This window comes from Nocardia sp. NPDC055029 (genome assembly GCF_053608525.1).
Map to the genome: position 1 here is coordinate 53,812 of NZ_JBSGVQ010000002.1, position 19,531 is coordinate 73,342.

The 19,531-nt window shown below is 65.6% G+C and carries 17 protein-coding genes and 1 pseudogene; 7 read left to right on the forward strand and 11 right to left on the reverse strand.

Annotated features, from left to right (window positions below; all coding sequences use genetic code 11):
* Positions 1 to 86 precede the first annotated feature (86 nt).
* From ACWF9G_RS02090 to ACWF9G_RS02100, 3 genes are all read left to right on the forward strand, one after another.
* Positions 87 to 1,010, forward strand: a complete 924-nt coding sequence (locus ACWF9G_RS02090) for a hypothetical protein (RefSeq protein WP_452513008.1) — start codon at positions 87 to 89, stop codon at positions 1,008 to 1,010.
* 15 nt (positions 1,011 to 1,025) lie between these two features.
* Positions 1,026 to 1,766 carry a hypothetical protein gene (locus ACWF9G_RS02095; RefSeq protein WP_452513010.1) on the forward strand — a complete coding sequence of 247 codons (741 nt, stop codon included), beginning with the start codon at positions 1,026 to 1,028 and terminating at the stop codon, positions 1,764 to 1,766.
* A gap of 167 nt (positions 1,767 to 1,933) precedes the next feature.
* Positions 1,934 to 2,971: an amidohydrolase family protein gene (locus ACWF9G_RS02100; RefSeq protein WP_452513012.1), complete on the forward strand. Its 1,038-nt coding sequence runs from the start codon at positions 1,934 to 1,936 to the stop codon at positions 2,969 to 2,971.
* Positions 2,972 to 2,980: 9 nt separating this feature from the next.
* On the opposite strand, the gene ACWF9G_RS02105 is transcribed toward ACWF9G_RS02100, so the two are convergent.
* The 5 genes and pseudogenes from ACWF9G_RS02105 to ACWF9G_RS02125 all read right to left on the reverse strand — a co-directional run bounded on the left by ACWF9G_RS02105 (position 2,981) and on the right by ACWF9G_RS02125 (position 9,345).
* Positions 2,981 to 3,646, reverse strand: a complete 666-nt coding sequence (locus ACWF9G_RS02105; RefSeq protein ID WP_379310638.1) for a TetR/AcrR family transcriptional regulator — start codon at positions 3,644 to 3,646, stop codon at positions 2,981 to 2,983.
* Positions 3,647 to 3,856: 210 nt separating this feature from the next.
* Complete coding sequence (locus tag ACWF9G_RS02110; RefSeq protein ID WP_452513014.1) at positions 3,857 to 5,623, reverse strand: AMP-dependent synthetase/ligase; 1,767 nt, start codon at positions 5,621 to 5,623, stop codon at positions 3,857 to 3,859.
* A gap of 66 nt (positions 5,624 to 5,689) precedes the next feature.
* Positions 5,690 to 7,209, reverse strand: a pseudogene (gene mhpA / locus ACWF9G_RS02115) (bifunctional 3-(3-hydroxy-phenyl)propionate/3-hydroxycinnamic acid hydroxylase MhpA).
* A gap of 64 nt (positions 7,210 to 7,273) precedes the next feature.
* Positions 7,274 to 8,212 (reverse strand): fumarylacetoacetate hydrolase family protein, encoded by a 939-nt coding sequence (locus ACWF9G_RS02120; RefSeq protein WP_379310635.1) that lies wholly within the window; start codon positions 8,210 to 8,212, stop codon positions 7,274 to 7,276.
* On the reverse strand, positions 8,209 to 9,345 hold the full coding sequence (locus ACWF9G_RS02125; RefSeq protein ID WP_452513016.1) for a VOC family protein: 1,137 nt from the start codon (positions 9,343 to 9,345) through the stop codon (positions 8,209 to 8,211). Before ACWF9G_RS02125 ends, ACWF9G_RS02120 begins: the two co-directional genes overlap by 4 nt.
* Before the next feature lie 137 nt (positions 9,346 to 9,482).
* Between ACWF9G_RS02125 and ACWF9G_RS02130 the strand changes: the two genes are divergently transcribed.
* Entirely contained in the window at positions 9,483 to 10,112 is a 630-nt protein-coding gene (locus ACWF9G_RS02130) for a TetR/AcrR family transcriptional regulator (protein WP_452513356.1), read from the forward strand.
* Positions 10,113 to 10,440: 328 nt separating this feature from the next.
* Positions 10,441 to 11,249 (forward strand): IS5 family transposase gene (locus ACWF9G_RS02135; RefSeq protein WP_452513017.1). Its coding sequence is split into 2 segments (ribosomal slippage): positions 10,441 to 10,753 and positions 10,753 to 11,249, totalling 810 coding nucleotides; the frame shifts between segments, so codons are not numbered across the junction.
* A 29-nt stretch (positions 11,250 to 11,278) separates the two neighbouring features.
* On the opposite strand, the gene ACWF9G_RS02140 is transcribed toward ACWF9G_RS02135, so the two are convergent.
* The 6 genes from ACWF9G_RS02140 to ACWF9G_RS02165 form a co-directional block, all read right to left on the reverse strand.
* A complete protein-coding gene (locus tag ACWF9G_RS02140) occupies positions 11,279 to 12,283 on the reverse strand; it encodes an alpha/beta hydrolase (RefSeq protein WP_452513019.1) in 1,005 nt (334 codons plus the stop codon).
* A gap of 126 nt (positions 12,284 to 12,409) precedes the next feature.
* Complete coding sequence (locus tag ACWF9G_RS02145) at positions 12,410 to 13,129, reverse strand: response regulator transcription factor (protein ID WP_452513021.1); 720 nt, start codon at positions 13,127 to 13,129, stop codon at positions 12,410 to 12,412.
* A gap of 20 nt (positions 13,130 to 13,149) precedes the next feature.
* Positions 13,150 to 13,983 (reverse strand): SDR family NAD(P)-dependent oxidoreductase, encoded by an 834-nt coding sequence (locus ACWF9G_RS02150; RefSeq protein WP_452513022.1) that lies wholly within the window; start codon positions 13,981 to 13,983, stop codon positions 13,150 to 13,152.
* A 141-nt stretch (positions 13,984 to 14,124) separates the two neighbouring features.
* Positions 14,125 to 15,285 carry an amidohydrolase family protein gene (locus tag ACWF9G_RS02155; RefSeq protein ID WP_452513023.1) on the reverse strand — a complete coding sequence of 387 codons (1,161 nt, stop codon included), beginning with the start codon at positions 15,283 to 15,285 and terminating at the stop codon, positions 14,125 to 14,127.
* A gap of 259 nt (positions 15,286 to 15,544) precedes the next feature.
* Positions 15,545 to 16,273 carry a hypothetical protein gene (locus tag ACWF9G_RS02160; RefSeq protein WP_452513024.1) on the reverse strand — a complete coding sequence of 243 codons (729 nt, stop codon included), beginning with the start codon at positions 16,271 to 16,273 and terminating at the stop codon, positions 15,545 to 15,547.
* A gap of 53 nt (positions 16,274 to 16,326) precedes the next feature.
* On the reverse strand, positions 16,327 to 17,238 hold the full coding sequence (locus ACWF9G_RS02165; protein WP_452513025.1) for a cutinase family protein: 912 nt from the start codon (positions 17,236 to 17,238) through the stop codon (positions 16,327 to 16,329).
* A 263-nt stretch (positions 17,239 to 17,501) separates the two neighbouring features.
* On the opposite strand from ACWF9G_RS02165, the gene ACWF9G_RS02170 reads away from it, so the two are divergent.
* Both ACWF9G_RS02170 and ACWF9G_RS02175 read left to right on the forward strand, forming a co-directional pair.
* Positions 17,502 to 18,203 (forward strand): response regulator transcription factor, encoded by a 702-nt coding sequence (locus tag ACWF9G_RS02170; RefSeq protein WP_452513358.1) that lies wholly within the window; start codon positions 17,502 to 17,504, stop codon positions 18,201 to 18,203.
* Positions 18,204 to 18,235: 32 nt separating this feature from the next.
* Positions 18,236 to 19,528: a sensor histidine kinase gene (locus ACWF9G_RS02175; protein ID WP_452513026.1), complete on the forward strand. Its 1,293-nt coding sequence runs from the start codon at positions 18,236 to 18,238 to the stop codon at positions 19,526 to 19,528.
* Positions 19,529 to 19,531: the final 3 nt, after the last annotated feature.

Genomic DNA, 19,531 nt, shown 5'->3' on the forward strand with positions numbered 1-19,531 from the left:
CTGTGTACGCGTCGGATCGAGTGAATCGAATCAGAAAGGAGCGGTTGGGGATGTCGAATCTGCGCCGCCTCGTCACCGTGCCCGCGATGGGGGTCGTGCTCTCCGCCGCGCTGTTGGCCGCCGGGTGTGGCATCCCCGGCGGGACGCATCAGAGCGACGGAAACTCAACGGCTGGAACCCCGCACGCCACGCCAAGTGCCGTTCCGGTGGAGGCGGTCGTACCCGGCGACGCCGGACATCGATGGGCGGCTGCCGCCTCCGCGGTCTTGACGCCCGGCATCCAGGCGAACACGCAGGGAGCTGGGCAATGCACGACGAACTATGTCTTCGTCGACGACACCGGTGGGGTCTATCTCGGCCAGGCCGCGCATTGCGCCACCCTGGGTGAGTCCACCGAAACCGACGGATGTCAGGCCACGAGTCAGCCGCTCGACACCGCTGTCCAGTTCACTCGCCATGGCTCACTCCGCGGCGCCGGCACCAACATCGGTACCGGCCGGCTGGCCTACAGCAGTTGGCTGACCATGCAGCAACTCGGTGAGGCAGATCGAAACGCGTGTGCGTACAACGACTTCGCGCTCATCGAGATCGACCCCGCACTCGTCGATCAGGTCAACCCGAGCCTGCCCTACTGGGGTGGCCCGACCGGGCTCAACACCACCGGCACGCCCGCGGGGGACCGCGTCTACAGCTATGGGAACTCGAGCTTGCGCGCCGGTCTCGCGGCGCTGTCGCCCCAGCGAGGCGAGAGCTTCGCCGATGACAGCTCTCTCGGCGGTTGGTCCCACGCGCTGAAATCGCCGACCCCCGGTATTCCGGGCGACAGCGGGGCCGCCTTCCTCGACAGCGAAGGACGGGCCGTCGGCACGCTCTCGACGATGGGGATCGGGCTCCCCATCGTCAACAACATCGGCGACCTCAGTCGTGAATTCGCCTACGCACGAGCGCATTCCGGGATCTCCGGGCTGCGCCTCGTGTTCGGAACCGAAGCATTCGACCCCAACCGGTGACAAGGAGTGGACAACGTGATTGCACGACGACGGATTGGGCGCTGGTGGGCCGGCGCGGTGGTCTGCACCGCGTTGCTGGTCGGGGGCTGCGCCGCCGGTACCGCCGGGCTCACCTCGGGCACGCAAGCAAGCTCGGACGAAGCTCGGGATCAGCTGCTGCTGACGTCGAGTGAACTGCCCGCTGGATCTTCCCCGGTCGAGGTATCGGAAGACCGGATCGCCGACGGATTCGCCACCGCGGCGGGGGTCGCTGACTGGAGCACCACCGCCGGACCGTTGACCGTGATGCCGGCAGAATGCGGACCGGCGCAGAAGGACCTCGCGAATCAGCTGCAGCAGCTCACCGGCAATGCGTCATTCGCGGGCGCGCAGACCGTCGATGGCATCGTCTTCACGGAAGTCATCTCCGACACGGCCGTAGACCTGGCCTCGATCTCGGACATCCTTGCCCGATGCGGACAGATGACTGTGTCCGCATCGGTATTGGGCAAAGAAGTGAGCAGCACGAGCGTGGACATTTCGACCCTGTCCACGCCCGGCGATCTGAATGCGCTGGGTGCCACCGCATTCCACACCGCGGTCCGTTCCGATGTGGTCGGGCAGCAGGCCATGGCCACGAGCTCCTACACCGGGTGCGCAGTCATCGGCGGCATGACCATCGTCGTTCGCGCCGAGAATCTGGCAGGGGGCGGCGAGAGCGCGTTCGAGGCCGTCTTCAACTCGGCCGTGGAGAAGGTGCGGGCCGCCATGCAGTAGCTCCTGCACTCGATGCCGTCACCGACAGGGCGTTGCCTGCCCAGTCCTGGAAGTTCGGAACAGAAGGATGCGGATGACACATCACTCATATATGATGAACTTATCAAAGAATGCCGTTGCCTTCGTCACGTGACGAACGCAACGGAGATGAGAGGAAGCTGCTGTCCATGGATCGGATCGACGTACATCAGCACCTGATACCGCCCATGTATCGGGAGGCGCTGATCAGTCAGGGGATCAGCGCCGCGGGTGGACGCGAGGTACCGGCCTGGTCGGTGGACTCTGCCCGGGAGATGATGAACGAATCCGGGATCGGGGCGGCGGTGCTGTCGGTGTCGACCCCGGGAACCAGCTTTCTGGCCGACCCGGACGACGCCGCGACCCTCGCCCGTGCCGTGAACGACTTCTCCGCGGCCGTCGCAGACCAGGAGCCCGACCGCTTCGGCTTCTTCGCGACGGTTCCGTGGCCGGACGTGGATGCGGCTGCCGCGGAGGCGACGCGGGCACTGGACACCCTCAACGCCGACGGTGTGGTGCTGCTGAGCAACGCGCGCGGCGTGTACGTCGGGCAGCCGAACCAGGACGCGCTGTTCCGGGTGCTCGACGAGCGTTCGGCGGTGGTGTTCGTGCATCCGGCGGATGTGCCGGGACCGACCGTGGACGGAGTGCCGCCCTTCGCCACCGACTTCCTGCTCGACACGAGTCGCGCCGCGTACCTGCTCGTCCGCAATGAGATTCGCCGACGATATCCCAATATCCGGTTCATCCTCAGCCACGGCGGCGGGTTCGTACCATACGCCGCGCACCGGATGGCGCTGGCGATCTTCAGCGAGACCGGGCGCAGTCCCGTCGAGGTGCTCGAGGAGTTCGCCGGCTTCTACTTCGACACCGCATTGTCCTCGAGCGCGGCGGCGCTGCCGAGCTTGCTGGCCTTCGCCGATCCCGGTCACGTGCTCTACGGCAGTGACTGGCCCTTCGCGCCACAGGCCGCAGTGGCCTGGTTCGATGCCGGACTGGGGGAGTTCGACGGTGTCAGCCGAGACGCTCGAGACGCGATCCGCCACGGCAACGCCGCCGCGCTGCTTCCCCGCTTCGGCGGAGCACCGGCCGCCGTGCCGACGGCTCCGCTGTTGACACGGACGCGCCGCGAGCTGCGCAGGCGCGCCTTCGGGGCGATCGCGCGGGCGGCCTCTCGGCGGGCCTGACTCAGCGGCCTACGCCCCGGTCTGCAGGGGCAGGTCGGGGTTGGTGGGCAGCTCGGGCAGCGGGGCGGAGCTGAGGCGTTGCGCGGACCGCTTGTTCATGCCGAACATGCGCAGGGCTCGATAGGTCATCTCGTCGGCGAGTGCGGCCGCGTCCGCGTCGGGTTTGGCGTCGAGCAGCTGGAGCAGTCCGAGCAGTGTTCCGCCCGCCGCCATGATGGCCAGATCGGGATCCATCGGTTCGAAGCGCCCGGCCTCCTGGGCGGCGATGATGTCCTGGCGCGCGCTGGGTGCGAGCCCTTGATCGCGCAGCATCACTCCCATGCCGGAGTGGAGGACGACGCGCACCATCTCCGGGAGCTGGCGTTGCAGCCGACCGGTCAGCCGGAAGCTGACCGCGAAGATCTCCGCGGGGTCGTCGTAGCGGGCCACGATGTGGTCCCGCATCTCGTTGTAGACCTTCAGCGCGGACTGCACGGCCTCGTCGAAGAGCTGTTCCTTGGAATCGAAATGGTTGTAGAAGGATCCGAAACCGACGTCCGCGGCGTCGGTGATCTCCTTGATGCTCACCGCCGACTGGCCTTCGGACAGGAACTTCCGCGCCGCGCCGAGCAATGCGTTGCGCGTGCGTTCCCTGCGGCGATCGGTACGCGTGGGTGCGATCTGTTCGGCTGTCATCTGCCCTCCACCTCGAGTTGCCGCAAGAATCATAACTGATCGTACATTCAGTACCGATTCGTGCGCAGATGTGTGACGGTGGTATCTCATGTACGTCGAGTGAGGGCGTCGACGTACCGATCGATCGTCGCGGGCAGGGCGGATGAGGGGCATAGGCGAGCGACATATGCGTCGAACGTGATGCCCCTCATCCGGACTCGCGCTTGGAATCTAACTTCGGCCGTAGATTTCGTCGATGAGCGCGGCGTGATTGGCGACGACCGCGGCACGTTTGACCTTCAAGCTCGGCGTGAGCTCGCCGGCTTCCACGCTGAGCTCGCGGGGAATGATCCGGTACTCCTTGATCGTTTCCCAGCGATTCAGCGACGCGTTCACCGCATCGATCGAGGTCCGGACGGTGTCGCGAATCGCTTCCTGCTGCATCGATGCGGTCACCGCGGTATCCAGGGCGAGCAGAATGCTGGCGAAGTGTCTCCCGTCGGCGATGACGACAGCTTGCGAGACGATCGGGCACGCGGACTTCACGGCCGACTCGATGGCTGTCGGCGCGATGTACTTGCCCCCGCTGGTCTTGGCGAGGTCCTTCTTTCGATCGGTGATGGTGAGGAAGCCGGACTCGTCGACCTGACCGATGTCGCCTGTCGAGAACCAGCCGGAGGGTGAGATCACCGCGGCTGTTTGGATGGGGAGGTTGTGGTAGCCGCGCATCACGCCCGGACCGCGCAGGAGAATCTCGCCGTCCTCGGCGATGTCGACTTCCATGCCGGGGAAGGCTGTTCCGACGGTGCCGATCTGTGCGGTGCCCGGCCGGTTGACGAACGATGCTCCCGTGGTTTCGGTCAGCCCGTAGCCTTCGAGGATCGGTAGTCCTGCGGCCTCGAACCACTCCGCGATCTGGGGCGCCAATGCCGCACTGCCCGACACGAGGTATTCGAGGTTGCCGCCGAACCGCGAGCGGATGCGGGAGAACACGAGCCGGTCGGCGATCGCGAGCGCGGCCGAGTGCCAGGGTGGGATCCGCTTTCCGGACTGCCGGCCTCGCACCGCGGCGATGCCGAGCGAGAAGGCCCACCGGTAGGCCGCCGCGCTGAGCCCGCCGGAAGCCGTGGCGGTGGTGGCGACCCGGCTGTAGATCTTCTCGAAGATGCGAGGTGCGGCTGCCATGAACGTGGGCTGGATGACCGGAAGATTGTCGATGATCCTGTCCAGCCGGCCGTCGATGGCGGTGATGAATCCGATCTCGTACTGCGCCGCCAGGAGCAGCTTTCCGAAGACGTGGGACAGCGGCAGCCACAGGAACTGCACGTGGTCCGGCCGTACCACCTCCTCGGTGGCGACCGCTGCTCCCAGATACAGCCAGTTCCCGTGGGTCAGCTCGACACCCTTCGGGCGCCCGGTCGTGCCCGAGGTGTAGATGATGGTCGCCAGGTGGTCGGGGGCGAGCTGTGCCAGTGCCTCGTCGATCGAGGCCGGGTTGGCTGTCAAGTACTGCCGCCCGGCCTCGATCGCCGCTGTCCACGACAGCACCCCGGGTTCGGAGCTGTCACCGTCGAAGAGGACGACCTGCCGGATCGCCCCGACGAAGCCGGATTCTGTTCGCAGCTTCCGCAGCTGTTCGACGTTCTCGACGAACGCGACCGCGGCGCCGCAGTCGGTGAGGATGAAGGCGACGTCCTCCGGGTTCGTCGTGGGATAGACGGTTGTCGCGGCCGCCCCGGCCAACGATATGCCGAGGTCGGCGAGCACCCACTCGATTCGGGTCGAGCTGGCGACAGCCACCCGATCCTCGGCGCGGACGCCCATGCCGAGCAGCGCGGCGCTGAGCTCGCGCGCTCGGACCGCGGTCTCGGACCACGTCAGCGACTGCCAGTTGTCAGCGTGATCCGGGTACCGAAACGCTTCTGCCTGAGGGTTACGGTCGCACTGGGCCAGAAATCGGGCGCCGACCGAATCGAACCCGGTGTGGGTGACAGGCAATGGACTCTCTTTCACTTGAAATCGACTGCTGCGAACAGTTGTCGGGGGGTAGGGATTTCGATCTCGTCAGACGCGGGCCGGCCGGTCGAGCCGCACGACCCCGCGAGACAGCGCAGACGACTCGCTGCCCGCCTGCTGAATGGTTCCGTCCGGCCGGACGAGAACGGCTCCCGCGCCGTAACCCCGCAGCCACCGGCTCAGGATCGCGGACGAGGTCGCCTCCACGACAACGGCATGACGGCTCTCGAGCTCTCGCCGCAGGGCGGCATCGATCGGCACGTCGGTGACCACCGCGTACCGGCCCGCGATGAGGTCGTCGAGACGGCGGCCATCGGCGAGCCCCGGGTTGGGGATCAGTCGGCCGACCGCTCCGCGGTACCGGCGCGGAGCATCGACCAGGGCGCTGCGGTGGAGCGCGGGTGTCTCACCGGAGGCGACGAGGCGAGACACCAGCGGCATGTATCGAGCGCAGATGCCTACGCCGCGGCGTACCCGGTCACCGAGCCGGCCGCCCGCGGACATGACGACGCCGACGGTCCGCGCCAGGCGAATCATGGCTTGTGCGTGCGGCTTACGCTCGATCTCGTAGGTGTCGAGCATGTCGTCGGACAAGCGCCCCTGCAGCACTGCGGCGAGTTTCCACGACAGGTTGGCGGCATCGCGAAGGCCGGCGCCCATGCCCTGACCGATGAACGGGGGCGAGAGATGCGCCGCGTCACCGAGGATGAAGATCCGGCCGAGACGCCAGCGGTCGGCGAGCGCGGCACGAAAGGTGTACTCCGCGACTCGGACGAGCTCGAGGGCATCGAGCGGTACGCCGTCGAGCCAAGGTCGGAGTCGCGGCAGGAGCTGCGCGATGTCCTGGAAGTCCGCCGCCTTCTCGCCGTCGTCGAGCCGGAATTCCCAACGGTATCGGGTGTCGCCGATACGCATGAAGGTGGCGGCGTGCGTGGCATCGCAGACTTGCTGGATGCCGTCCCATTGACCGAGGTCCGCCGCGGTGCGGATGTCGACCACCAGCCATCGTTGCCGGAAGCTACCCTCGCGCAGCTCGGTACCGATCGCGTCGCGAACCCTGCTGTTGGCGCCATCGCACCCGAGTACGTACCGCGCCCGGATGCTGCTCGGTTCGCCGGTGGATCGATCGGTGTATTCGACTCGGACGCTGTCGATCTCGTCGATGACGCCGGTGACCTCGACCTCGCCCCGCATCGTCACCGACGGGTACCGGCCGAGGTTGTCTCGCAACAGTGCTTCCAGTACCGGCTGATCGAACAGGTTGGCCTCGACGTGGCCGTTGGAGCCACCGTTCGGATCTCGGTCGAACTGTGCGAGGACCTCATGGTCGACGCTGTCCAGAAGTCGTAGGCCCAGAGCGGGTCGCGATGTCGCGTCGAAAGCCTCGCCCACGCCCAGCCTGGTGAGAATCCGGCGTACCTCACCGTCGAGGTGTACTGCCCGCGGTACACACCGGGCCAGCGCTCGAGGACGACACACTCGATTCCGTACTGCGCGAGCAGGGTCGCCGCAGTGAGACCGGTCGGTCCCGCGCCCACGATGGCGACGGGCACGATCGAAGTGCTCATGCCGTCGGCCTGTCGCTGGTGCCGCGAGGTGCGGATATCCGACCAGGGAGTGCCGACCAGGCGATCACCGTGCGTACCGCACAGCCGTACGTTGCCTGCCCAGATCGACGGCGCCGTCGTCGGTGGCGATCGCCGCTTCGATGACGTCACCGTGCTGGAGATACTTCGAGTTTTTGGCCTGGCGGTCGAAGAACAGCTTCCACTTGATCTTGGGCGGCAGCATCGCGCCGATGACCTCCACCGGCTTGGCAGGCGCGCTGATCGCGGTCCCCACCGGGGTGCCGGTGAGGAGCAGATCTCCGGCGTCCATGCGCTGGAACCGGGACAGCGCCCGCACGGTGTCGAGCGGCTTGTAGATCATGTCGGCCACGGTCATGTCCTGGCGCTTGTCGCCGTTGACCCACAGCCGCAGCCGCAGGTCGACGAACCGTTCCAGCTCGCCGTCTTCCAGGAGTACCAGCGCGGGGCCCGTCGGGGTGAAGGTCGGGTACGACTTTCCCTCGTAGTACTGGGTTTGCGGCAATTGCACGTCGCGTGCGGAGATGTCGTTGGTGACGACGAGTCCTGCGATGTAGTCGCCGAGGTTGTCGGCGTCGATCTCGGCACCGACGGGCATCTCCTTGCCGAACACCAGCCCGATCTCGACTTCGTAGTCCAGCAGCCGCACGTGGCTCGGACGAATGACGTCGTCGTGGGGCCCGCTGATCGATCCCGATGTCTTCCTGAAGAAGGTGAGTGGTACCGAGTCGGGATCGCCGCCGGAATCCTTCACGTGGGAGGCGAAGTTCGTCATCTGAGCGACCACTCGACAGGGGGTCGTCACCGGGGACAGCAACGCGAGCTCGTGTACCGGGACCAGGTCGGCGTTGCGGGCGGCATCGGCGATCGTGGCACGGTCGGCGAGCAGCTCGGCGGTCGTGGTGGCGCTGGTCTCGATGCGGGCCGCGCCCGCGCCGGTGTGCAGCCACCAGCCGTCGATTGTCCGGAGAACGGTGTGTGTCATGAGCGAGCTACTTTCATCAGGCCGACGAGGCGGCGGAGGTCGAATTCGTTGTCTTCTTCACGGAGTGCGCTGACCATCGCGCCGAGTTCTGCCGCGGCGTGCCGACCGGGTGCGACTCCGAGGAAGTCGGCGGTGGCGGGCGGTCCCCACTGCGCGAGGCCCGAGGCGGTCATCGGAGCCCAGCCGGGTGCCTCGGTGTTGTCGAACAGGTCGCCGTCGCTGAAGTGCTCCACCATGAATCCGTCCGGATCTCGCCAGTAGTCGAAGATCTGACTGCCTTGGACGTGCCGGCCGATGCCCCAGGAGTGGTGGTAGCCGTGGTCGTGCAGGTAGGCGCCGCCTGCGGCGAGGGTGTCGAGGTCGGGCACCTGGAAGGCGGAATGCACGTACCGGTTGCTCGGCCCGAGGGTCAGGGCGAGGGTGTGGTGATCGGTCGGGATCGACCCCTGGTCGCAGCGGATGAAGCTCATAACCGGGCCACGTTCGCGTTGCCGGTCGTAGTAGAGGAAATCGCTGACGATGAGGCCGAGGTACTGGAGGTACCAGTCGAGGGTTTCCCGATAGCGAGTGGTCTGTACAACGACGTGTCCGAGTCGCTGGATCGGTGCGGGTTCGCGCGGCGGTCGCTGGGGCCTGTTGATTCGTATCGTTTCGTCCCCGCGGTTCCAGTCCAGCGGGGCAGGGGTCGGTAGGGGATCGAGGCGATGCGTTTCGGCCACCACGCGCACCCGGAGGCCGCTGGGGTCCGTCGTGCCGACCGTCCAGCCACCGAGCGACTCCTGCAGCGGGAATGTCCTGGTGTCGAGCGCTGTCGCCAGCCGCTCGAGATCGGTCAGGTCGGCGGCGTGGAAGACCGGGCCGGTGAACCGCGAGACGGCCCCGCGGCGGATCCGGACGCACGGAGCTCCTGCGCGGGCGCCGCGTAGTTGCAGTTCGTGCTGGTCACGGTACGCGGTGCGGAAGCCGAACGCGTGGGCGAACGCCTCGGCTCGGATCAGGTCGGGCTTCTCGAATTCCAGCCAGGCGAGGTCGAGGACCTTGATGACGGGATTCGGGTGTCTGCCGGGATGCTCGCCGGGTAGGGCGCCGTGTTCGCTGTGTATCCCTGCGTGTGCATCGCGATGGCCATGCATCGGTGACTCCTTCGCTTGACTGACGATATCATCACTCAAGACGTATCTGTCAGTCAAGGGCTATTGGATGATATCGTCAACTATGAGTATGCGATCATTGATGCGAGGTCGGGATCGATGGATTCCGAGTGGAGGGCATGATGGATGACGGTGCGAGCGCCAATCGTCTGGAGCGGCGAAAAGCGCGAACTCGGGCCGCGCTCGTCTCAGCTGCGCAGGTCTTCATCGCCCAGGGCAGACTCAACGTGCCCATTTTGGAGATCACGCAGGCCGCGGACGTCGGCATGGGGTCGTTCTACAACCACTTCTCGAGCCGGGAGGAACTCCTGCAGGTGGCGGTGGGGGAGGTCCTCGACCGGCTAGGCGCCGTGCTGGATGAGCTGACGGCCGGGATCGACGATCCGGCGCATGTCTTTGCCCAGAGCTTCCGCTTGGCCGGCAGACTCCATCGGCGTGAGCCCACCGCCAGCAAGGTTTTGCTCGCGGAGGGACTTGTTTACGCGGGCTCGGGCAAAGGAGTCGCCGCACGGGCGCGCCGAGATATCGAAACGGGTGTGCGAGCAGGTCGATTCTTCGTGCGCGATGTCGAGCTCGCGCTGGTTATCGTGTCGGGCGCTGCGCTGTGTCTCGGGCAGTTGCTGCACGAACAGCCGACTCGCGACGACTCCGCGGCCGTCGATCAGGTAGCCGAAGACCTGCTTCGGATGCTCGGGTTGAGTGTGGACGAGGCGCACGACATAAGTCAGCGCCCCTTGCCTGAGCTCTGAGTCGGCCTATGCCTTGCCCTGGGAAGGTCGATGTGGGGTGGCCGGCCGACGTCGCTGACGGCCGGGCGCGACACGGGGCGACCCCATGGGTTGGTGATGTAGCTGCTGATCGAACAGCTATGCTTGCGGCCTGAGACAGGCTGGCGCCGTGGTTCTTTCCCCTGAGCTTTGCTGTCGGTCGGCGGTTGTTCACTGTGGGTACGGCGTAGACCCACAGCGAACAACGACTAGGCCCTGTCCTGTAATTCGTTGTGCTGGTTGGTGTTAGCTGTAGAACGTGGTTGGTCGTGGCGAGTTGACGGATCGGGCATGGGCTCGGATCGAGCCCATGTTGCCGGTATCGGGCCGGGGCCGACGGTGGCGTGATCACCGGCAGGTGATCAATGCGATTCTGTGGAAACTCCGGACCGGCGCACCGTGGCGTGACCTGCCCGAACGATATGGGCCGTGGAAGACCGCCCACGAGCGGCTGCGGATGTGGACCGTCGACGGCACCTGGCAGGCGATTCTGGATGAGGTGATCGTCAAGGATGACTCGATCGGGCAGGTCGAGTGGACCCTGAGTGTGGATTCGACCATTGTCCGGGCCCACCAGCACGCTGCCGGTGCCCGGAAAAAGGGGGCGCCACAAGCGCAAACATCGCCGTCGATGGGGAAGCGCTCGGCCGGTCGCGCGGCGGGCTGAGTACCAAGATCCATCTCGCAGTCGATGGCCGCGGCCTGCCGATGCGAGTGTTGCTCACACCCGGTCAGGCCGGTGACAACCCGCAAATCCTGCCGCTGCTCGACGGGATCAGCGTTGCCCGCACCGGCCCCGGCAGGCCACGGACACGGCCGGAGACCGTGATTGCCGACAAAGCGTATGCACATCCATCGACCCGAGCCGCGCTGCGCCGCCGGCGAGTCAGATTCGTCAGTCCCGAACGAGACGACCAGATCGCCCGCCGACGGGCCAAGGGATCGGCGGGCGGTCGGCCACCGATGTTCGACCATGAGACCTACATGCAGCGCAATGTGGTCGAGCGATGCTTCAACAGACTCAAGCAATTCCGTGACCTGGCCACCCGCTACGCCAAACGCGCCGTCTACTACCAGGCCGAACTCACCATCGCCGCGATCATCCTCTGGCTCCGATGACTTACAGGACAGAACCTAGTCGGATCGGTTCAGCCGATAGCCCCGGACAAGGTGGGAAGCATCTTGATCACCTGGGCTTCCCAGTACTTCCAGGCGTGGATGCCGGCGGAAGGAAAGTCGTAGGTCACAGCAGGTGCCCCTAGTGCGGTCATCCGCGCCTGGAACGAACGTGAGTTGCTCAGGGAGAGTGTCTCGAGCGCTGATCCCTCTGCCGCCGCCCGACTCGGCTCACCCGACTCTGTCGGCACACCGGTTGCGGCCGACACCCAGACCCTGGTCCCGTTCTTGATCAAGTCGGGCGCGAAGAACATGGGATCCATTCGTTCCCATTTATCGGACGTCGGCGAACTGATCATGCACGCGATATTGTAGCCACCGGCCTTGGCCATCGCCGCGGCGATCGCCCCGCGCATGCCCGGCGCCGAAGGGCTGAGATATCCGGACAGTGATGCGGCATAGCTGAACTGACTCGGGTGGTGGGCCGCGAGCGCCAGCGCAGCGCTTCCGCCCATCGAGAGTCCCACTACGCCGTTACGTACCGGGGACAGGCCGAGTCGTTCGTGCAATGCGCCAGGCAGTACCCGAGTCAGCAGTGTTTCCCAGGTGTAGGTGTAGGATTTTCCGGGGCCGGTCTCCGCTGCTTCCACCGAAATATTTGCGATTTCGGATGGTGAGCTCTCCGGCTGACGGGAGGGGCGGTCCCAGTCCATGTAGAAGCTGGACTGTCCGCCGATCGGCATCACAACGTTGATATTGTTTTCCGTCAGAGTTCGAGCGACCTCTGTTTCGATTTCCCATCCGTTGAGGTCTTCGCGTGCCCACATGCCATCGAGGGCATACACCACACGCTGTGTGTTGCCGTCTGCCGCGCGGAATACTCGGCTCTTGACGGGCCCCATGTCGGAGTCGACCCAGAAGTCGACTCCGGTCGGGTTGAAGGCGGCGTTCGCGCGAGGCACGGTCGTGTAGACGAGAAGTACTGCGAGCGATGAGAACAGGGACAGCCAAAATGTCATTCGGGCGAGCGCGATCAACGCTTCGTCTCTTTTCTGGGGTAGTCGGATCCAGTTGTGCGACTGGTCGGCTGGGCGGCGCCCAGCTCGAATTGGATCCTACGGAGCAGATGTGAAGATTCTGGCTGCCTGATTCTGAGACAAATTTTAATCCAGGTCGCTTCTCAGCACGTACCCGACGCCATGGATGGTGTGAATCAATCGGTCGTGGTCACCTGATTCCAATTTGCGTCGAAGGTGAGAAATGAAGACTCCGACCACGTTGCTCTGCGTCGGAAAACTGTACCCCCACACCAGTTCGAGGAGCTGCTCGCGGCTTACTGTCTGACCGTGGTGCAGGGCGAGAGTATGCAGCAGGTCGTACTCGCGCCGCGTCAGGGCGATTTCCTTGCCCGCGATCGTGACGCGTCGAGACGAGTCGCTGATCTGAAGCGGACCGATTGTGAAGGTAGGTGGGTGGACGACCTGCTGGCCGCGGGTACGGCGCAGCATCGCGTGGAGACGTGCGGTGAGTTCCTCGAGAACAAACGGTTTCACGAGGTAGTCGTCAGCGCCCACCTCGAGGCCTTCGACTCGCTCGGCGAGACCGGTCTTCGCGCTGAGGATGCATATCGGTACATCGCTACCGAGCGCACGGATCGCACGAATCACCTGGAGTCCGTCGAGATTCGGCATCTGGAGGTCGAGGACTATCGCGGCCGGTGGATGGCTTCTGAAAACATGGATCGCCTCGACTCCGTCGGCTGCTGTACGCACCTCGAAGCCGAGGAGGGTCAGCCCCCGCTCGAGCGACTCGCGGATGTGCACGTCGTCGTCGACGACGAGGACTGGGTCCGGTGCCTGATAGCCAATGGTCGCCGGCGTCACAGCGCCTGTGTGGGGTTCCGTCACGAATGCAGACCGACAAGTTGGTCGCTGGCCTCGCGAAGACGCTGCCCCAGGATCGGGTCCTGTGCCTCCATGGACGGCAGGCGCAGCTCACCGTCCTCGAAGTAGCCGCCGGTGGTGTCTTTCAGCGCGGGGTCCGTGGCGAGGGCGGTGAGTCGGTGAGCCCCGTCGGCTGCTGGAATCATTCGTACGCGCTTGACCGCTGCCACGATCGGCTTGGCGAACCACGGGGCGTTGTTCCATATGCCGGTGGCTACCATCCCCGGGTGAACGGCATTGACCGTGACCCTGGACTGTTCGAGCTCCGCGGCAAGGCTTCGGGCGTACAGGACGTTGGCGAGTTTGGACCTCGCGTATGCCTTCATGGTCGAGTAGCCGCGAAGGTAGTGGAGGTCGTCGAAGTCGATGTTGCCGCGGTAGTGCGCGGTGGATGCCGTGATCACGATGCGGGCTGACTCCGGGGACACGAGCAGCGGCTTGACGGACTCGGTCAAGAGGTATGGCGCAAGATGATTGACGGCGAAGGTGGCTTCGTATCCGTCTTCGGTCGTGGTATGCGACGCAAACACCGCGCCCGCATTATTGATCAGGATGTCGATCGCGTCGTACCGATTGCGTACTGTCGTCGCGAGAGATCGCACGGAGGCGAGCGACGCGAAATCGGCCTGGAGCACATCCGTTCGGGCGGCGCCCGCCGCACGGGCTCTTGTCGATGCGGCTTGCAGCCGGGCTTCGTCTCGGCCGACCAGCACGAGGTGCGTGCCAGGAGCGAGTTGGATGGCGCATTCCAGGCCGATGCCTGACGTTGCGCCAGTGATGAGAATTGTCTGCACGACCCCTCCGCAGTCAAGATCAATAGTGATGACTTAATCATATGTGGTTGTTGTGACTGGAAGGCAATCGGCAAACCGGGCTCAGGGAGCTGCCGGGCGCGCAGAGGGCCGCTGCGCGCCCGGCGGCAGGCGGATGGGAGGTCAGCCTGCGTTGATCGCCGCGGCCAGTCTGGGAAGCTGGCGCAGCGGGGCGTGGTGCTCGACTTCCATGCGCTGGTCGGCATCGAAGATGTCGCTGAGTCCCGGGGCGGGGTCATGGGTTCCGGACTGTGGCAGGGTGGTCGCGCTGAACGGCCAGTCGGAACCGAAGACGATATGGTCTCGACTCGTCACGGCCGAAACTGCCGACATCGCGGCAGGAGACGCGCTGAGTGCGGTGTCGTAGAAGAATCGCGAGATCTGTGTCTTCGCGTCGAGCAGGGATGGCTTACCCAGGCCCTGCGGCCAGTTTTCGCCGATCGCCGTCTCCGACGCGACGCCGATCCGCCACGACAGGAACGGCAGGGTGCCGCCTGCGTGGGAGAGTTGGAAGCGGATGTTGGGGTACCGCTGGGTGACGCCGGTCAGCATCATCATCGTCGCGGCTCGGGTCGTGTCGAACGTGAACTCTTCGAGGAAGTCGGGCAAGGGCAAGGTTGGCTTGGCGTCGTCCGGGATCGCGGCGGGGTGCACGAAAACGTAGGCCTTGCGCTCGTTCAGCGCAATCATCAAGGGCTCGTAGGAGGGGTCGCCCAGGTACACGCCGTTGTAGGCGGACAGTAGGACGATGCCGTCGGCGTGGAGGACGTCGAGGGCGTGGATCGCCTCGGCGACCGACGCGGCGATGTCCGGCATAGGGAGGACCGCGAACGAGCCGAAGCGCGTGGGGTGTTGCTTGGTGAGCCCGGCGACATAGTCGTTGCAGTAGCGAGCCATGTCGTTGGCTTCCTTGCCCGCGGGCAGGAACCCGACGCCGGGGTCGGAGACCGACAGGGCCTGGGCCTGGATGCCGTAGTAGTCCATGAACGCCAGCGCGGACTCGGGTGACCACTCGGGAGTCGGGTAGCCGCCGATGGTGAAGTGTCCGTGCGACAGCAATGCCGCCCGGTAGTCCGGTGGCAGCACGTGGGAGTGCAGGTCGATGCGATACGTGCCGCTCGGCGCGGCCTGCTGAGCGCGGGCCGTTCCGGCCGCGCCGAACTGAGTCGACGTGCTCAGGGGGAGGGCCGTCGCCGCGGCTATGCCGAGGGTGCCTGCGACGGTCCCACCCAGCATGCGGCGGCGGCTCACGCCGGCGCGTGACGGTGTATCGGATTCGTTCACGAGTATGTCCTTCCTGGCGGTTGGTTCAGCCGCACCGCGGATCCGCACTTGGTGGTGCCGGGATGGTCGGTATCCGCTCGGCGGTCGATGCCGCGTTGTGGGAGTGTTCGATCGAGCTGATCGAGCCGAGTAACGCGCTCAATCGCTGACGAAAATATCAGATGCGATCAAATTGCTCACTGAACCGGTGATCTTGGGTCCTGTTCGGTCTGCCGGGCCGACGGACACGGTCGGCCCGGCAGACCGAAGTTTCGGAGCGCTACTTCGCCTGCTGCTCGCTCTTCTGCTGCTGCTCGCTCTTCACCGACGGCTGGTTGATCGTGGTGAAGTACTGGACCGCGGCGTAAATCGCCACCGGGGCGGCGATCAGCAGCTGGCCGGCCAGCACGCCGAGGAAGCCGCCGGCCGCGACGCCCGCGATGCAACCCTGAACTTCGGCGGGCAGTCCACTGAACATGGTGGCAAGAGCACCGGTGAGGGACGCTCCCGTCGCGCCGCCGATGACGCAGCCCACCGCTGCGCCGCCGATGCCGCCGACCATCGCGCCGATCGAAGCGCCGAGTCCGATGGTGCTGGTCATGCGGCTCCACGCGTCCTTCTCGCGGTCGTAGTCGTTCTTCCAAGTGGCCTGATCTTCGTACGGCAGTGCGATCGGCTCGTAGTGAGCCTTGTCGAGGGTGAACTGCGGGGTGAGCGTCGCCGTCCGCTCCTTGATCTCGGCTTCGATGGGGAAGACGAATTCGTCGACGCGGAACTTCAGTTCGGTGCCGGCGAGGACCTTGCCGTCCGGCGCCTTCACCTTCAGGGTGCCATCCTCGACGACCAGGGAGCCCGCGTCGATCTGGATGAGTGTGGTCTTGTCGGTTGTGGCCGTGGTGTAGTTCACGACACCGAGGTCCTCGGAGGGGGCGGCGTGTGCGGTCCCGACGCCGGCGGCCAGCGCGCCGATCATGACCGCAGAGACTGCTGTGAGGTATTTGATGCGCATTTCTGTTCTTTCTTGTGGTGGTGGAGATTCCCGGGGAGGGTCTGGATGGCAGGTCAGCCGAGTCCGGAGAGCCAGTCGTGGAGCCAGGTGACGGCGGTGTGACTGCCGTCTACCCGGTAGCTGCCGTACGACATGTGCGTTCCGGATCCGTAGAAGTTGGCCAGCTGACGTGCGCGTTCAGTGCGTGCCTGTTCGCTGAGTCCGCCCTGTTCGTCGGTGGATCGCAGGGCGGCCAGCAATTCGGCTGCTCTGGCTCGGTAGAGGGGGAGGTCGTCGGGGTGGTCGTCGGAGATGCCGGCCAAGCTGCCGGCGATGACGGTGATGAAGTCTTCGTCGTCTGTCGAGCAGTAGAGGTCGCCGATCGCGCAGATGGTGCGGACGCGGGAAGCGATCGACCCGAACCCTTCTGGACGCGACCCCCGGACGCCGACGCCGGCGGCGGGTGGGCCGACCTGGATGTCGGCCGGTGACCGTTGTGGGTCGGAGAGCAGGCCGACCGCTTTCAGGCGGTCCGGCGACACCACGCCACGGCCACGTCCGATCTCTGCCGCCAGGTCGCCGGCAGCGTCCGCGCCCTGGCTGTAGCCGACTAGAGCGAAGTGCGTGTTCGCGCAGCGCTCCGCAGTGGTGCGCATCATCTCCCGTGCGGTATCCACGGCGACCTTCTGTGATGCGCCATAGGCCTTGCCCTCCCAGGGGAAGGCCGTCGCGGGGTAATCGACATAGGCCACCTGCTCGTGCGCGGGCAGACCATCGGTTACGCCGGCCAGCATGCCGGGGCCGGTGGTGTGCCTTGTTTCACCGGTCTCCCACGTGCCTGGTATCGCGATGACATAGACGGCGGGGCAGCCCGGGTCGGCTCCGGCACTGCTCGCGGTCATGCCTTGGATGGCCGTGCCCGCGGCCATCGTGATGGCTGTACCGGCAGCCAACGCGATGGCCGCGGCGTGAACGTTCACTCGCACCTTTCTTGCTCCTTCGTCGGTCTGCGCTGATGGGTTGTCGGGACAGCAGCGTGACCGGCGTCATCGGCGGAGTTGCTCACTGCTGGTATAAACCGTCACAGATGATGCTCTGATCAGCAATCGCTGTCAGAGAACTCTCAAGCAATCGGTAAACCTCCGATAGGGAAGTGTCCGACCGGCAGAGGAAGAGATTTCAGGTGAACCCAGCAACCACTGCGCGCACGACGCCGACGCGCGAAGTGAACGCAGTCGAGGTCCGCACCGTGTCGGGCGAGTACGGGACTGTGCTGATCGTCGACGACGACGCCGATGTGCGTGAATCACTGGAACGCGGTCTACGTCTACACGGGTTCGGGGTGTGTGTCGCGGCTGACGGCGCGGGGGCGCTGACCGCGATCCGCACGCGCATGCCCGACGTCGTGGTACTCGACATCGAGATGCCGGGATTGGATGGGCTGGCCTTCATCACCGCGCTGCGCGCACTCGGCAGCGACGTGCCCATTTGTGTGCTGAGTGGCCGTACCCGGGTGACCGACCGCGTCGAGGGGCTCGAACTCGGCGCCGACGACTACCTGACCAAGCCGTTCGACTTCGTGGAACTGACCGCGCGATTACATGCTCTGCTTCGGCGGCGCGGTAGCGGCTGGAGTGCTGCACAGGAATCGGTCACTGTGGGTGCGCTACGCATCGAGTTCGCGGCACGCCTGGTGTCGGTGCAGGGCCGGGACGTTCCGCTGACGCGACGGGAGTTCGAGCTGATCAGCGTGCTGGCCGCCCACCGTGGTTCGGTCGTGACCCGTGACCGGTTGCTGGAAACGGTATGGGGCTATGACTTTCGACCGCAGACGAACGTCGTGGACGTTGTCGTCGGTCACCTTCGTCGAAAGCTGGAGACCGGCGGCGTCCCCCGCCTACTGCACACGGTGCGAGCCGTGGGATTCGTACTACGGGAGGAACTGCCGTGAATGGAATCCTTTCTCTGCGAACGCGAGTCGCGGTGGCCGCCGCGACGGGAACCACGCTCATCGTCGGCGCCCTTGCTGTCTTCTTGTTCGTTGCCATCGAGGAGAACAACATCCGGCATGTCGATGAACAGCTGGACATCATGACGGGGCTCGTCGAAGCCAATGTCGGTACGGCACAGCTGTTCATCGGCCGGTTGAGTGACGGCGGTATCGCGGCGATCACTCTCTCTCACGACGGCACTGTCCTGGCGAGTACGTCAACGGAGCTCCCACGACTACCCGCAGGGCATCAGACCTTGGTGATGGCGGATGCCGGATACCGTGTCAAGACCATGGTGGTAGAGCAATCGCCCATCGGCCCCCATTCTGTGTCGGTCGCCGCCCCGTTGTCCGCGGCGGAATCGGTAACACGTGAGCAGCGCCAGCACGTGCTCCTCGCCGGCGCGGCAGCGATCGCCGTCGCATCAGGGTTGGGTTGGATTCTCGGTGGCCGGGCGATCAGACCGCTGGTGGACCTGACACGCCGAATCGACGAAGGTGGCGGACTCCCCGAGGCGGGTGGGTGGTTCCGTGTGCGGGAGGCCGAACAGCTCACTGCTGCTGTCCGGTCGATGCTCGCGCGCATCGACTCGGCGCAGCAGCGGACGATGTCCGCTCTCGAGACAGCCAGGACGTTCGCGAACTCGGCGGCCCATGAGCTGCGAACTCCGCTGACCGCAATGCGCACCGATATCGAGATCGCGCGTGACGTCGAACTGGTTGCCGATGTGCGCGCGGAGATCCTCGGAGATGCACTGCGAAAACACAGCCGAGTGGAATCGACTCTGGTGGCATTGGAACTGCTGGCTGCCGGCGAGCTCACCTCCGAGCATGCGAATGAACCTGCCGATCTGGTCGAGCTGGCCTACTTGGCGATCGCGGATGCGGCGCGCGTGCATCCGGGAATCCACCTGGGCGTATCAGGCGATGAACGAGCGGATTGCCATTGCTCCCCAGCCGGAATTCGGCTGATCCTCGACAACGCGATTGCCAACGCGGTACGCCACGGGCGGGCTACGCGGATCGAGATTTCGGTGCAGCGAGCCGGGCACGGGGTGCTGCTGGCGGTCGACGACAACGGTGCCGGTCTCCCGGAGGGCGAGCGGACAGCGGTATTCGCCCGGTTCCGGCGCGGCACCGGCGCCGCACGTGAAGGCTCGGGCCTGGGGCTCGCGTTGGTTGCGCAACAGGCCGAACTGCACGGCGGCCGGGCAGAGTTGGTCACCAGCACACTGGGTGGCCTGCGGCTCGCTGTCGATATCGCCTGCTCGGGCATCGGCCGGTAGGTG